The organism is Bythopirellula polymerisocia, from assembly GCF_007860015.1.
Classification (GTDB): Bacteria; Planctomycetota; Planctomycetia; order Pirellulales; family Lacipirellulaceae; genus Bythopirellula; species Bythopirellula polymerisocia.
This window is the reverse complement of the sequence record NZ_SJPS01000001.1, coordinates 299,532-312,918: the sequence shown is the minus strand read 5'-3', so window position 1 is coordinate 312,918 and position 13,387 is coordinate 299,532. Positions and strand designations below refer to the sequence as shown.

Annotated in this window: 12 protein-coding genes; 4 read left to right on the top strand and 8 right to left on the bottom strand. The window is 52.3% G+C overall.

Features of this window, described 5'->3' with window-relative positions; translation table 11 throughout:
• Positions 1–213: 213 nt before the first annotated feature.
• The 6 genes from Pla144_RS01240 to Pla144_RS01220 all read right to left on the bottom strand — a co-directional run bounded on the left by Pla144_RS01240 (position 214) and on the right by Pla144_RS01220 (position 6,053).
• Complete coding sequence (locus Pla144_RS01240) at positions 214–984, bottom strand: hypothetical protein (protein ID WP_146447507.1); 771 nt, start codon at positions 982–984, stop codon at positions 214–216.
• A 262-nt stretch (positions 985–1,246) separates the two neighbouring features.
• The gene (locus Pla144_RS01235; RefSeq protein WP_146447506.1) at positions 1,247–1,534 is read right to left on the bottom strand and encodes a hypothetical protein; all 288 of its coding nucleotides are present in this window, start codon (positions 1,532–1,534) and stop codon (positions 1,247–1,249) included.
• A gap of 543 nt (positions 1,535–2,077) precedes the next feature.
• Complete coding sequence (locus Pla144_RS01230; protein ID WP_146447505.1) at positions 2,078–2,482, bottom strand: hypothetical protein; 405 nt, start codon at positions 2,480–2,482, stop codon at positions 2,078–2,080.
• A gap of 155 nt (positions 2,483–2,637) precedes the next feature.
• Entirely contained in the window at positions 2,638–2,766 is a 129-nt protein-coding gene (locus Pla144_RS25260; RefSeq protein WP_261342306.1) for a hypothetical protein, read from the bottom strand.
• A gap of 101 nt (positions 2,767–2,867) precedes the next feature.
• The gene (locus Pla144_RS01225; RefSeq protein ID WP_146447504.1) at positions 2,868–3,587 is read right to left on the bottom strand and encodes a PEP-CTERM sorting domain-containing protein; all 720 of its coding nucleotides are present in this window, start codon (positions 3,585–3,587) and stop codon (positions 2,868–2,870) included.
• Positions 3,588–5,723: 2,136 nt separating this feature from the next.
• The gene (locus Pla144_RS01220; protein ID WP_146447503.1) at positions 5,724–6,053 is read right to left on the bottom strand and encodes a tetratricopeptide repeat protein; all 330 of its coding nucleotides are present in this window, start codon (positions 6,051–6,053) and stop codon (positions 5,724–5,726) included.
• 302 nt (positions 6,054–6,355) lie between these two features.
• Between Pla144_RS01220 and lpxA the strand changes: the two genes are divergently transcribed.
• Positions 6,356–7,219, top strand: coding sequence for an acyl-ACP--UDP-N-acetylglucosamine O-acyltransferase (lpxA, locus tag Pla144_RS01215; RefSeq protein WP_146447502.1), 864 nt, complete (start codon positions 6,356–6,358; stop codon positions 7,217–7,219).
• Positions 7,220–7,268: 49 nt separating this feature from the next.
• Here the strand turns inward: lpxA and Pla144_RS01210 are convergent, their stop codons facing one another.
• Positions 7,269–8,081: a hypothetical protein gene (locus tag Pla144_RS01210; RefSeq protein WP_146447501.1), complete on the bottom strand. Its 813-nt coding sequence runs from the start codon at positions 8,079–8,081 to the stop codon at positions 7,269–7,271.
• Between the two features lie 288 nt (positions 8,082–8,369).
• Here Pla144_RS01210 and Pla144_RS01205 point away from each other — a divergent pair, with 288 nt between their 5' ends.
• The 3 genes from Pla144_RS01205 to Pla144_RS01195 are packed head-to-tail and all read left to right on the top strand — an operon-like array spanning position 8,370 to position 11,884.
• Positions 8,370–9,053 carry a vWA domain-containing protein gene (locus Pla144_RS01205; protein WP_197530307.1) on the top strand — a complete coding sequence of 228 codons (684 nt, stop codon included), beginning with the start codon at positions 8,370–8,372 and terminating at the stop codon, positions 9,051–9,053.
• A 1-nt stretch (position 9,054) separates the two neighbouring features.
• Positions 9,055–9,822: a PP2C family serine/threonine-protein phosphatase gene (locus Pla144_RS01200; protein ID WP_146447500.1), complete on the top strand. Its 768-nt coding sequence runs from the start codon at positions 9,055–9,057 to the stop codon at positions 9,820–9,822.
• Positions 9,815–11,884, top strand: a complete 2,070-nt coding sequence (locus Pla144_RS01195; RefSeq protein ID WP_146447499.1) for a helix-hairpin-helix domain-containing protein — start codon at positions 9,815–9,817, stop codon at positions 11,882–11,884. The genes Pla144_RS01200 and Pla144_RS01195 overlap by 8 nt, the downstream gene beginning before the upstream one ends.
• 11 nt (positions 11,885–11,895) lie before the next feature.
• Here the strand turns inward: Pla144_RS01195 and Pla144_RS01190 are convergent, their stop codons facing one another.
• Positions 11,896–13,365, bottom strand: coding sequence for an ATPase, T2SS/T4P/T4SS family (locus tag Pla144_RS01190; RefSeq protein ID WP_146447498.1), 1,470 nt, complete (start codon positions 13,363–13,365; stop codon positions 11,896–11,898).
• Positions 13,366–13,387: the final 22 nt, after the last annotated feature.

The window sequence follows — 13,387 nt, the reverse complement described above, 5'->3', positions numbered from 1 at the left end:
CAAGAATCTTGGGGAATTTCCCGGAATCGTCGGAGCGATCGAACCTTGTTGTGGTGCCGCATAAATCAACCGAGCTCGCGGAGATTGCCTTCTAGGTTGGCACGCTTGTGCGCCTAGGACATGTCGCCCCGGAGCTTGAAAGGCAATAAGCTACTACGCGGCGGAGTGCCAAACCGCTGTACTTAGTCAAGGCTGCCGTTTCTGGCAAATGGGCTATTCGATCTGCTTGAGCAGCTCTCGCTTTTCATTCGCTAGATTTCGGTTTTCTTCTGCGGCCTTGTGAGCCTTCTCCACTTCTCCACGCTCCATTTCTAACATACGGATGCGTAACTCCTCTTGCTCTGCATCAGTCATCGGCGTGCCCTTCATTCTCGCCATGTCCACATGTACATTCCATCCAGGTGGTTTTTCAGAACCCTCGATATAGTGGCCTAGCTGCTCGGCTTTCTCATCCAACATCCGAGCCTCCTGCTCCAAATGCTCAATTTGTTCTTTTAACCGGCCTTGCTCGCTCTGTGGGGCGAGGAAATATGCGATAGTTGCCAAAACGACGGCGACGCAGGTAACGACGAGTAACAGTGAGCGAAGACTGAATTTCGTGAATTGGGATGGGCGTAATTGGTAGGAATGGGCTAGGCCGATGACGAACCCCACACTACTCCCCAAGATTCCCAGATATAGTGAGCCTAACACCGCAACCATCATGGCAAGAAAATCACCAGGAGGAACGTCGATAAAAACTCCGGCAGCAAAGCCCTCAGCAACGCCAACAAGAATACCAACAACGGTCCACCAGACGACCAAGACTTTACCCTTGGCCCAGGTTGATTTGCGACGTGTTGGACTAAGTAGTCCGCAGACTGCCGAGAGTACGATTCCAGCTACTAACGCTGCAATGGCAGATGTGGGCTCGCCCATAGGAATCAAGAGAACAAGAAATGCCGGAACGGCGGTGGCCAGACCAAGGATTAAGCCGGATTTCATTTACTTACCTCTCGTGAAAAATGCTAATCGTGAGCGTCTGCAGAAGTGGACGGCACGAAACCAACGAAAAGCCCTCCCAGCGTTCGCCGAGTGAGTGTGGATGACCAGTCACCTCACTAGATTGTACCTACTCCAAATAAAGGGGCCAGCACTTATCCAGCGTCGGCGTGCCAAACCGCGGAACTAGTTGGAACACAGTTTTCTTCAGCGGCTGTGCACGCCGCCGCAAGAGAGTCAGTAGACTGTATGTCTCCACAGCAACTTAACCCAGCGATACTCTTATCGCTAAACATAGCACCAGCGACACGAAGACCAGAAGTCCGACTTTCCATGCTTCTTGGTTTACGAACTTGTCGAGCAACCACACCAATGCCCACGGGACTAGGAAGCCCAGGACCGCGGGTCCCAAGACCAACGCTGGATGGCTACCGTAGTAGTCCTTGTTATTATGATGTTGTGAGCCTAGTTCCATCAGAACGAGGGCCGTCACAAACAGAGTTACAGCTCCGCAGACTACCATTGAAGCTAAGGTTGCCACGACTTTCCACATCGGACTCACTCCTCTAAATGAAGGAAACGAAGTCTCTCGACGCCATGTGGTCTGGCACTCACGGCCCAGAATCTGCCGTCCTTGTGCCCTTACGCATTATATCAGATATGCCATTTGGTTCTAATCTGAACCTGTATTGGGTTAATTCACACCCCATTCTCACATTTCTCCTCCCAGAGCCTTTAAATTGCAACAATTTTCAAGGCTGTTCTTGGCCGTTGCCCCTTGTTCGGCTCCGATGAGCCGAATCTGTGATGCTTAACGAATGCATTTTACGTACACAGTCAAAGTGCGGCGGGGAACCTGACCGCCGCCAGATACGGCAAAGGCCAGGACGCGGCGGCGTGCCAAACCTCGGAACTTAGCCAAGGTGCTTTATCTAGCGGCGGACGATAATGGCGTTGAACTTAGCAGCAAGCTGTTATAGCCCAGATTTTTTTCACGCCGCTTTATGATGGCGATATTAGTTTCGAGAGCTTCACCGAGAAAAGTTCACCTAGACCAAGGCTGCCTTCAACGAAGATTATAGCTGCTTTCTTCGCCCTACTCCATCAAATCGTCCTGTCCCTTCTTCTGTTCACTGGACGTTCGCCGTTTCAAGAACCAAACTGTCGAGCCCGTAACGAGTACGGCTGGGAACAGAAGAAGAATCCCTAAAGCCGCGAAAACGTGCAAGACTGCGATCCCCCTAGCCGGAACTAGAAAATAGTATGAGAGACATAAAAGTAAGGGTACAATTCCTACGTCAAACATTGGTCGGTAAGCGATCGATACAACATCAAGAGCCCAAGCCTGACGTCTCCACAGACCCCAGGCCATTGTGAGCAGCAGAATCGTTGGGAAACCCCAGCAAATGGCCTCCGACGGATCGCCCCAATTCCATAGACCACCGATCGCTACTACCAGACCAAGTGCCACAGCGACATGAATGGCTGCGATTACACGCATTCGGCCTCTCAATCCGGGATTTCCAATTCGGGTCCGGTCTGGGAACGCTCTAGTTTCAGAACGCCGTCCATTGTAACAGCATGTGCACCAAATTTGCAGGATACATCGTCCGATACGATGAGACCTTTAGCAATAAGTCACGCCGGTCATCCTCACTATTGAGCCGTTTCGTCCACAGTTAGACACGACACTTTGAGTGTGGCGTGAATCTGCCCGCCGCCAGATACGGCAAAGTCCAGGACGCGGCGGCGTGCCAAACCGCTGTACTTGGACGGGGCTGCCATTTGAAGCGGCGGCGGTTGTGCACGCCGCAGGAAACTGCGAGTTAGCCACAGACTTTTTAACGGCCCCATCCCTTTTGTAAGCGGAGTAACTGTGATTTAGTCTATGTGTGTTTGCGGCTACAGTAACTCATGCCGAGGAGAGTGAGGGTTGCTAGGGCAAGGGTGGAGGGTTCGGGGACTCGCTCAATCTGCAACCCTGCCCAGTTTCCTTCCGCGTCTGGTTCCAGCATATTCATTGCGGTCCCAAAAATTTTTCCATTAACCTCTGTCAGCACTCGTACCGTGACTGGAGCGTCGGCATTCGTTTGTGTGAAGGACACTCCTCCGTTCATCGCATAGTCTATGCCTCGGACAGGGCTCCCCGTGCCTCCCGTGCTATGTGCGTAAAAAGTCAGATCGTATTCGGTATTCGCGTCCAGGCCCGATACTGTCCACGAAACAGAACTCGTGTCGATACCGGCAAATGAAGCAAGAATCAGGTAATCACCAACAAGCGAGTCGGCCCCGGATGAACCGGCCCACCCAACGAGGTCTCCAGAAAATGCCAGAGCTACACCCTCGTCGTTTCCAAAGGCATCTAGAAGTGTCATCGAAGTATTCGATTCGAATTCACTGTTGGTCGTCGAATTGAATGCCTGAACTTCAAACGTGTTCCAAAAGATGCCAAGTTCTGTATGGTCAACGGGGTTGGTTTGGCCAAATAGTCTGAGGTGGTCTCTATCGCCCTGGAAATCGACATTCCAAGCAGTTCCACCTATCGCAGAACTGGCTAGTACGAGCACAATCGCAACGCTTACGAGTAGCTCAATTCTCTGAGTCATATTATTGTACCCCCCATTGCTCACAATTCAGGATAGAGTCAAGAACAAGCACATCTCTGTTATCCTCCAAATCCCCCAATCACGCAATTAAGATCGCCCAGTAGTCTATTTTGAGTGTTTCTATTAACTAACGGCTGGGAATCTGACCGCTGTGAGGAACGGTCCTTCCAAACCTGCTGAGGATGCATCAGCCGCGGCGGTTTAGGACTTTGGCGAACTGCTGGAGGTGTCTCGCCTCGGCCGACGCCTCAGCGAGTTCGCGTCAGTGAAAAGCGTAATCGAAGTGACTACACCTTGACGCACACATATGAGCAGTCTGCGTGCACAACCGCCGCCAGAAACGGCAGTTCGCTAAGTCCCTCGGTTTTCTCGTCCGCCGCTAGATAAATCTGGATGGGCTGCCCCCCAAATACCCTCCTGCGGGGGGGCAGTATCGGACCTGTGTGAATCGTCGGAGGCGGTCCCCTGGTTTGCCTCCTTCTATCCAGCCAAATAGGGTTCATCTGAGTGAAGCAAGCGCTGGGTTCATCGCATTGGGGTCGTTCCGATACCTGGGCGTGAGTGGCTGTATTTTCTGCTTTGGCAGTCAGGGCCTAACCCAATACCAAGATTTCTCCAATCCCCTCCCCGGCCGCTACCGCGTCCGACCCTCCCGGGGGAGGGTATTGGGAGAGGCAGTTTGTCGTAACTTTGCGCAAGTTTTTGGCCGCGCGATTTGTTAGAATCTCAAAGTAAGCTGTTAGCCGTTAGCTATTAGTTTTTAGCCAGAGATCGCCGCAGTTTCGCCTTTTTTCTGGCTAAATGCTAACAGCTAATAGCTAATAAGCCTGAAGCAGCAAACACCGTGGATTCAAATTACTGGCTCGGCAACTGTTTTCACTTTGAGCCTGCATGATGGTGTTCACCCTAACGGATGAGAACTCGGTTGTAGCCGTAGTATGAACATTCCTCCATTCCCCAATTCCTCCTATTCCTTCTATTTCCGTGGGAGTAATGATACAAATCTTGGCAGCTTGCATCAATTTATTGAACATGAGGTAACAAAGAAAACGGAGGGAATGGAAAGGATAGAATCAGGAACACTAATCCACGCTAATCAGCGCTAATCCAGGTTAGTGAAAATTAGCGGAAATAAGTGCTTCTTTCTTTATTACTTGCATTTACTCTGTTAGCTTGGTTAACTCCTGTTCCACGAATTTTGGTTACGGCTAGGTCCCGCTCTGGATTACTCGTTCCGGCTAACGGCTTTCCCCCTCTCTCCACTCGTCACTTTTTTAGTAGAAATTGTGCCACTCTGGTTAGTACAATGTGTCTTGCCATCCACCAGGCAAGTACCTTGATAATCGAATTGTTTTATTGTTGCCCAAGACCGGCGACTGGGCTAGAGATCCGTCGGTAGAGCGCCTGGCCTCCGATGGCGCGAAGCACATGGAGTTTTTTCGCGGGGGAGTCGAGTTTTGTTTTACAAAACTCCCCAGAAACTGAACGGCCGCATGCTACGTAAGTCGTTATCTGCCAATGATTTGAAGCGAGTGAGTCTCTTGAAAATGGAGGGGGTTATTTAATAAAAAAACGTTTACACAAAAATAAGCCCGTCTACCGGGGGGAATGCTGTGGCTACATCCGTCCGGTCACCTACCTTCGCGGCAAGCCAATCGTCGCTAGGGTCTTTCGTAGGATGGCGTGCTTGCACCCATCTTTCGATGCGTAGGCCAATTCAGATGGGTGAACCTGCTGGCCGACATACTTCCGAAGCGTTGAGTATCCCTCAGCCAGCAGAACCACCCATCCTCCCCTCTGCGACCCTGCGACTCCGCAGTGAAAATCTTCCCCCAGCCCTCAACAAAATAGAGGCTAGATGTTAGAGGGCAGAGGCTAGGGGGAATACAGTTTGCGGAATGATTTCGGTCATTTTTCCCTCGGCGCAGAGAATCATAATTCTGACTAGCGCCTCGCGCCTGGCCACTCGAAACTACTTTGGCCCAAAAATAGTCTCTAAACACACCACCCCGAAAAGATATAATGACGAACGCAAGGCACTGGTTTTTCTAGACTCAATGAGCTGAAAAGTTCGCACCAGTTCAGAACCGTCTGGAAGCTATCGCATCCTGCTCGACTTACACTTTTCCCTCGACTCTAACCCAATTGCCGACTGCGCTCCATTGCTTCTTCGGCAAGACGGATGTAGTCCATATTGCCAGTGCCGGCGTAGGCACGTTGATAGGTGACGCTCAGGGCGGTGAAACTGAAGGGATCCATCGGCTCCAGCTCGCTTACCTTGCGAGCGTGCTCAAGGGCTTCTTCATGTTTGCCCATCCTCTGCAAGACCACGGCCAGTGCTGAGTGGGCCAACGCGTACTCGTCGTTGATGGCGATCGCTTCGCCTAGCTTCTTAGCTGCCTCTTCCAATTCCCCAGCGGCTTTAAGTTGGTCGGCCTCGTCATAGAGACGTACTTCATCGCTCATGGCTCTCGGTGCTCCTGTGTGAAAGCTGGGCTATAGGGTAGTGCTAGCAGTTGGATTCGCCCGACCACCTGAGTGTAATGCACGATAGCACGCTTAGCCCAGGGGCTCGGGACTCGTCACGTACCCCTCCTGTCAAAATGGACCGGTTATGCCAGTGAACCTAACCCGTCATAACCCTCCCATCCGATACTACCAGGGAGAGGGCAATCTGCCAACTTTGCCCCCCAATTGCTGGCTCCGCTCGACGTTTCGCTAAATCGCACACCTTGCTATGATCCGGCCCACACAAGGACCCAACTTCTATGATTCACTCAACCGCAATCGTCAGTGAGCTGGCCCAAGTTGGTGCCGATGTTGAGATCGGCCCTTTCTCCATCGTCGAAGCTGACGTAGTTCTTGGAGACAGAACCAAGCTAGCTGGCCATGTCACAATTAAGAGTGGCACTACCCTGGGCGCGGACAATACCGTTTGCGAAGGAGCCGTGCTGGGTGGGTTTGCACAGCACGCGAATCGTCCTCCGAATTCGGGCCGCGTAATGATCGGCTCACGAAACATCATTCGCGAGCATTCCACGGTGCATCGTGCGATTCAAGCAGATCAAACCACTACCATCGGTGATGATTGCATGCTCATGGTAGGTGCCCATGTGGCTCACGATTGCCGGGTCGGCAATCGCGTGATACTCACTAATGGCGTCATGCTAGGTGGGCACGTAGAGGTAGGGGATCGAGCCTGCCTCGGCGGGAATGCCGCTGTGCATCAGCATTGTCGCATAGGCCGCCTGGCAATGGTGGGAGGTTGCACCAAGGTGGTACAGGACTTACCACCGTTTGTACTTACCGATGGAGCGACAGCTCTCATCGTCGGGCTCAACAAAGTTGGACTTCAACGAGCCGGTTTCTCTCGTGAAGAGGTGCTGGAACTGAAGGCAGCCTACCGCCTGATCTATCGAGAAGGGCTTACGTTCCGCGAGATGGTCTCTGCTCTGGAAGGCCGTTTTCCTGTGGGCGTTGCTGCTGAATTCGCCGAGTTCTTCCGCGTCGGAACCCGTGGCTTCGTCCAGGAACGCCGTAGCCCGCCGAAGTTTGCCCTGCGAGTTCATCCAGCGGTCGACGAAGAAGAAACGGACAAGCCGGCAATCAAGGCCTTCCCACACGCTGCTTAGGGAATTGGAACTCATTACCGCGTAGGCTTGGAATTCGGGCGAGAGTTCGTTACTCAGATTGCCCGCGAACCAGTTCCGACTCAAAACGTTGCGCAATGAATTTCGCATTGTCTACCTTCTCAAAGGTAGCAAGGTGGCGACGTACCTCTTCCAATCTTGCGCGGTCTTCCCGTGACAGCCGCCAAGTAAATAGGTGGACTGCTCGGAGAGTTGAGCCACTGGAATCCACGGTGCGACGGATCTCGACGGGCACAACACCGTGCTTTTCCAAGGCCTTGTTGAGTTCCAACCGTGGTCCGGGAGGGGGAGTGCTATGCATCATGGTATTGAGTCGTGTGTACCAATCGGTGAACTCGCGATAACGCTTTAATGTGGTGGGATCATCAGCTGGAACCGTCGCGACGTGGTAATTCCACATCTCGCTGGTAAGACTGAGCATACCTGTGGAGGCATCAAAGGATTCTTCAAACTGTGGATCCGCACAGAATTTTAGCAAGGGATCTTTCTGATCCCGCGCCCAGCGCACCAGTTTGTCGATGAGTCCCGTAATACGCTGCGTAGAAACCTCGGTACGCTTCTCCGACTGCAAATCGAGCAAGATGAATTGGCCCTCATGTGAGGGAGAGGGTGGGCGGAACACGGCAACCGCAGGGGGATTCTCTGTGAAATCGAATACCGTATTCGAATCAAAGAGCGTGACTGTCCGGCTTAAGGGTTCTTCTTCATCCTCAGCAAAGATATCTGTCTCGATCCGCAATTCTTGTGCAATACAATTTATGGCTGGATAAGCAAAGGTTACCGCTGCCAGGAGTGCGAACCAGCTGAATTGGGATGAATTAAAGAAGGAAAAGCGAACTTGCATGGTCATGCTCCCTAGGAGAGTTTTCTTGCGGGGTGCGAAATCTGCTTCGCACGACTAGGGAGAATACGAACATCGAAAGGCTCGGTAAACGGCGGTTCTCACGATTGCAAGCAGTATAGGTCAATCCGATTAGAGGTTAATTTAGGGACTTTCAGATTGTCGCTATGGCTTGAAACGTGCTAGCAATCCGTGCATACTGGGCTTCTTGTCACTGCGAACTGGTCGCCTTTGGGGGCGGTCCCAGTTTGCTAGCGTTCCTTCGGCCCGGTGCGAAAGTTGGGGGTGGAAATGGACCAAATCTCTGCTGAAAACGCGTTTGATTCGGTGGAATTCGCTGAGAATCCCGAACCTCGGGTTCCTTGCGTGCTGATCCTGGATACTTCTACGTCCATGCACGGCCCACGAATCGCGGAGCTAAATAAGGGACTGGAAACCTATCGGAATGAACTGCTGGCCGACCCCTTGGCGGCTAAGAGGGTAGAGGTGGCAATCGTCACCTTCGGCGGTCGGGTTACTCGTTTAGTGGAATTTGCCACAGCACTGGATTTTAACCCTCCCAAACTGAACGTGATCGGCGGAACGCCAATGGGAGAAGCGATCAGCTTGGCCCTGGACATGATCGAAGAGCGTAAGGCAAGCTATCGAGATAACGGCATCGCCTACTATCGTCCCTGGGCCTTCTTGATCACCGATGGCGAGCCGAACGATCATTGGAAACCAGTCATTTCGCGAGTCCACAGCGGAGAACAGCAAAAGTCATTTTGCTTCTTTGCCGTTGGGGTCGAGGGAGCCAATATGACGGTTCTCGATGAAATCAGTGTGCGCAAGCCTCTCTGGCTGCAGGGAACGAAATTCTGCGAGCTATTCAGTTGGCTATCCAACTCACAGCAGGCGGTCTCGCGTTCGTCGCCCGGCGACGAAGTCCCTCTGGAAGATCCCACTACTGGCCCACGTGGTTGGGCTCAAATCTGATATGGCAAGCGTCTGGCGTCCAATTTTTCGCAGCGTGCAAGGTGCTTCACATTTGGCGGACGAGATCCCCTGTCAAGACAATAGCAGGGTGCGCATTCTGGATGGGAAATCCGATGGTACACTGGTTGCTTGCGTAGCGGATGGAGCAGGGTCTGCAAAGCATAGTGCGGTCGGATCGCTAGTGGCTTGTAGCGCGATCGTCGAATGCATAGATGCGTATATGGAGAAGCATGGCACGATTGCAAACGTAGAAGAGTCACACATTCTGCAGTGGTGTGAAGTTGCCCGTGGACGAATCGAAGAGGAAGCCAAACTTCGTGAATCCTTGTCAGCAGAATTCGCTACTACCATCTGTGCGGCTATTCTGTCTCCTACCGGTTCATGTTTCTTCCAGATCGGTGATGGAGCGATCGTGCTCGAAAAGGCAGGTATTTGTGGCGTCGTATTTTGGCCTGAATCTGGGGAATATATCAATACAACGACATTCCTGACCTCCAAAGAATATCGTGATCGTATTCAGTCCTATGTTACATCTGATGCCTTCCACAACGTGGCATTATTCACTGACGGTATCGAACGTATCGCACTTCGATTTGACACCCGAACCCCGCATCCCCCTTTTTTTGGGCCGTTGTTTCAAGCATTACGAACGCTTCCGGATTGGCAGAGCCTAGGCGAAAAATTAGAAATTTTTCTCCGGTCATCCTCCGTTGCAAGCCGAAGCGACGACGACAAGACACTCCTCTTAGCCTCGCTCACTAATGACTAACTCCCCAAAACTTTTTGATTCCCAGGGTCGCGAGATACTTCTCGGGGAGGCCATCGGTAAAGGGGGTGAGGGGAGCGTTTACGATATTGAGGGCGAAGACTCTCTTGTTGCCAAGCTCTACCACCAGCGACCCTTATCTAATGAGATGCTCGCCAAAATTCGGGCCATGGTCTCGTTGCGGACCTCAGAATTGGATTCCATCTCCGCGTGGCCACGATCGCTGATCCATGATCCGCGAAGTCGCGACGTACTCGGGATCATCATGCCGCGGGTAGCCGACTCGTACCATTTGCATGATCTCTATGGCACGGCCAATCGGCGGCGCCAATTTCCCGAAGCTCGCTGGCATCATCTGCTTTTGGCAGCACGTAATGTCGCGGCAGCATTCGAAACGCTCCATTCCGCAGGCATGATTGTCGGGGACGTAAACCAGGGTAACATGCTTGTCGACAAAAATATGTGCGTTCGCTTTATTGACTGCGATTCGTTTCAATTTGAGCATGGCGGACAGGTCTTTCCTTGTCCGGTAGGGACACCTCATTTCACACCTCCGGAGTTACAGTCACTGAAGCTACGAAATGTCCAACGCACGATCGATCACGATGCGTTCGGGTTGGCAATTGTCATCTTTCACCTGCTTTATGTGGGTCGCCATCCATTTGCTGGTAGGTACCTTGGCGAAGGGGATTTGACCATCGAATCTGCCATCGCCGAGCGCCGCTTCGCTTTCTCACGGCATCGAGAGGAAACTCAAGTCGATCCTCCTCCTGCTTCGCTCTTGCTTAACGATCTTCCGACTCCTTTAGCGGAGATGTTTGAGGCTGCTTTCCGTAGCAACGGCGACCAGCAGAGTCGTCCCGCTCCCCCCCAGTGGGTTGAGCAACTCGAATTGCTCATTAAACAACGAAGTATTTGCTCCTACGACCATTCGCACATTTACTTCAATCAACTCAAGGAATGCCCTTGGTGCCGTATAGAAGACGGGGGAGGACCGGCATTTTTCTTCACAGACGGTGGCGTCTCGAAGATTTCCGTAGGTCGCCTGGAAGCCCTGGATCAGAAAATACAACGTTTACTTATCCCAGAGTTCGTCGATTTGTCTCCAGGCCAGTTAAAACTGCCCAGCGTGCTTAAACCCAAAAAGTTATCGAAATCCCCACCTGCCACTCTTTCTGACGTGGCAGCCAGTGGGATGGTGGTAGCGGCAAGTCTGTGTTTGCTTGGCATCAAATGGTTACCTGCGCTTGGTCTCGGGGCGATTGCTTCTTTCGGGGCTGCCGCATACTTGATCTTTAGCAAAGCGGGTCGTGAACAGCGGGAACGTGGTGGAAAACTTTTAGGAAAACTGGAGGATAATCAGGCGCAGCTTGCCAAGGGGGCAAGGCTGATAATGGCCAAATATCAAAGTCGCAAGCGCCAGTTTAATGCTTCGGTCGCAGATCTCAAGAAAGCCTACGAGATTTACCAGTCGGAAGAAGACCAATTGCAAGACGTGCTCGCCATTCAGCGAACAGCACAACTGAATCGCTACTTGGCGGGACAGCTACTGCAAGATAATGTTGCTCGGATTCCTGGCCTGACGTTTTCAATCCTTTCCGTATTGGAATCCTACGGCGTCGAATCCGCCTGGGATGTTGACGATGTGAAACTGATGGGAGTACCCATGCTGAGTCCGGAATTGACCTTGGAGCTCTTGAGTTGGCGTGAGACCGTGGTCAATTCATTCAGGTATAAGCCGGAGCATGGAGTTTCCATCGAGGATGCCAAGCTGGCAAGTGAAGCGGCCCTTCGTCGATTCAAGATCGCTCAGGCTCGTAAGGTACTCATAGGAGGGACACAGCTGGACGCACTGGCAGAGGTGGGCAAGGCAGAGGTTAAGCGCGATCTGAAGCGATTCAATGATGTAGCGGAAAAAGGGCGACAGATCGCCAACCAACTACGAGAATTCCAAAGCGGTCGCAGATTTTTGGAGCGTGAATTAAACCGCCATCCGGCTGTGACAGCTGTCGTGGCAGTTGGCATTCCACTCGTGGGATACATCCTGCGCATTATTTTTGGCTGATAGTTTCCGCGTTACCAAATAAGGATGCCAAGAATTTCATCGAGGCTGGTGGCTCCGGCTAAAAGTTTGTCTACAGCGTCGTCTCGTAGACGTGGCATTTTGCACTCTCGCATATAATCCACAATTTGGCTTTCATCACAATTCGCGACAATGCGCCGGATGAGTTCGTCATCGACGGGAAGCATTTCGAAGATGCCGACTCGGCCATGAAATCCGCGCTCGTTGCAACGCTCGCACCGACCCGGTTCGTAGATAATGCTCCCCTCCAAGGTTGGGTTGCCTAGATTGGCTGCTTCAACCGCCGTGAGATTTCGGGGCTTGCGGCATTGCGAGCAGAGTCGTTTGACAAGCCGCTGGGCGACACACAGTCGTAATGTTGCGGCAACTTGATATGATTTCACCCCCATGTCAATTAGCCGTGTGACGACACCTGCTGCAGAGTTGGTATGCAGTGAACTGAACACCAAATGCCCCGTGAGGGCGGCCTTGATGGCTATGTCGACCGATTCAAAATCGCGTATCTCCCCGATCATAATAACGTCAGGATCGCTACGAAGAATATTGCGAAGGACGGTTGTAAACTGCACCTTGTCCGCTGTATCTACTTCAGCCTGGGCAACACCTACGATGTCGAATTCCACGGGATCTTCAACCGTAATAATTCGTCCAGGGTAGTTTGCCAGACGATGACGAAGTGCAGCGTAGAGTGTCGTTGACTTGCCGCTCCCTGTGGGCCCAGTCATCAAGATCATGCCTTGCTGCTGGCTGGCGTATTTTACAAAAGTATCGTAGGTCCTGCGGGACATGCCCAACCGATTAAGAGTCAATTCCTCTGTTTCGAGTGCCAGGAGTCGCAGGGTCATGCGCTCGCCGTGGGTCGTTGGGAGGCAGGCAGCCCGGATGCTCACTTTGCGTTTTTCTTCATCGAAGCTGTGAACGAATCGCCCATCCTGTGGCAAACGACGCTCGGCGATGTCCATGTTGGAGAGCACCTTGCAGCGACTCACAACTGGATTGTGCAGATTCTTGGGAAGCTTACGGATCGTTTCCAGTTCGCCATCAACGCGAATCTGCACTAGTGTGACATTGCGTTCAGGATCAATGTGTAGATCCGATGCGCCCCGCAGAAAGGCAATCTTCAGCATTTCGTTGCACATCGCAACGATGTCAGGGGGATCCGTCGGTACTGATTTTTTTCCATTCCCCTCTTTGTGCTTGCGACCTAAACCGCGCACCAGGGTGCCCAAGGAGTTGCTCGGAGCTTGCTCAGTCTTTTCGCCCTGCTCAACGGAGTCAGGAATGACCGTCGTCAGTTCAAGTCCTGGTACATAAGCGGCAATAACCCATTCCGAGGAATCGACGTTGCGCACCCGATGCGTGGGCATCAAGTTGCCCGCCTCGGCCCATTTCTGGAGCTTTTCCAATGGGTAGGGCCCATAGGTATTGCCGTCGCCAATCTCGAAAAACCATTGGTCATTCATCGAAAAGAATTCCGGTAACACT

What these genes read in the sequence shown, in the direction of transcription:
- Pla144_RS01230 (WP_146447505.1), bottom strand. Translation starts at nt 2,482, where the DNA reads ATGCGTGTAATCGCAGCCATTCATGTCGCTGTGGCACTTGGTCTGGTA.
- Pla144_RS01200 (WP_146447500.1), top strand. Translation starts at nt 9,055, where the DNA reads ATGGCAAGCGTCTGGCGTCCAATTTTTCGCAGCGTGCAAGGTGCTTCA.
- Pla144_RS25260 (WP_261342306.1), bottom strand. Translation starts at nt 2,766, where the DNA reads ATGGCAGCCCCGTCCAAGTACAGCGGTTTGGCACGCCGCCGCGTCCTG.
- Pla144_RS01190 (WP_146447498.1), bottom strand. Translation starts at nt 13,365, where the DNA reads ATGAATGACCAATGGTTTTTCGAGATTGGCGACGGCAATACCTATGGG.
- Pla144_RS01240 (WP_146447507.1), bottom strand. Translation starts at nt 984, where the DNA reads ATGAAATCCGGCTTAATCCTTGGTCTGGCCACCGCCGTTCCGGCATTT.
- Pla144_RS01210 (WP_146447501.1), bottom strand. Translation starts at nt 8,081, where the DNA reads ATGCAAGTTCGCTTTTCCTTCTTTAATTCATCCCAATTCAGCTGGTTC.
- Pla144_RS01195 (WP_146447499.1), top strand. Translation starts at nt 9,815, where the DNA reads ATGACTAACTCCCCAAAACTTTTTGATTCCCAGGGTCGCGAGATACTT.
- Pla144_RS01235 (WP_146447506.1), bottom strand. Translation starts at nt 1,534, where the DNA reads ATGTGGAAAGTCGTGGCAACCTTAGCTTCAATGGTAGTCTGCGGAGCT.
- Pla144_RS01220 (WP_146447503.1), bottom strand. Translation starts at nt 6,053, where the DNA reads ATGAGCGATGAAGTACGTCTCTATGACGAGGCCGACCAACTTAAAGCC.
- lpxA (WP_146447502.1), top strand. Translation starts at nt 6,356, where the DNA reads ATGATTCACTCAACCGCAATCGTCAGTGAGCTGGCCCAAGTTGGTGCC.
- Pla144_RS01205 (WP_197530307.1), top strand. Translation starts at nt 8,370, where the DNA reads ATGGACCAAATCTCTGCTGAAAACGCGTTTGATTCGGTGGAATTCGCT.
- Pla144_RS01225 (WP_146447504.1), bottom strand. Translation starts at nt 3,587, where the DNA reads ATGACTCAGAGAATTGAGCTACTCGTAAGCGTTGCGATTGTGCTCGTA.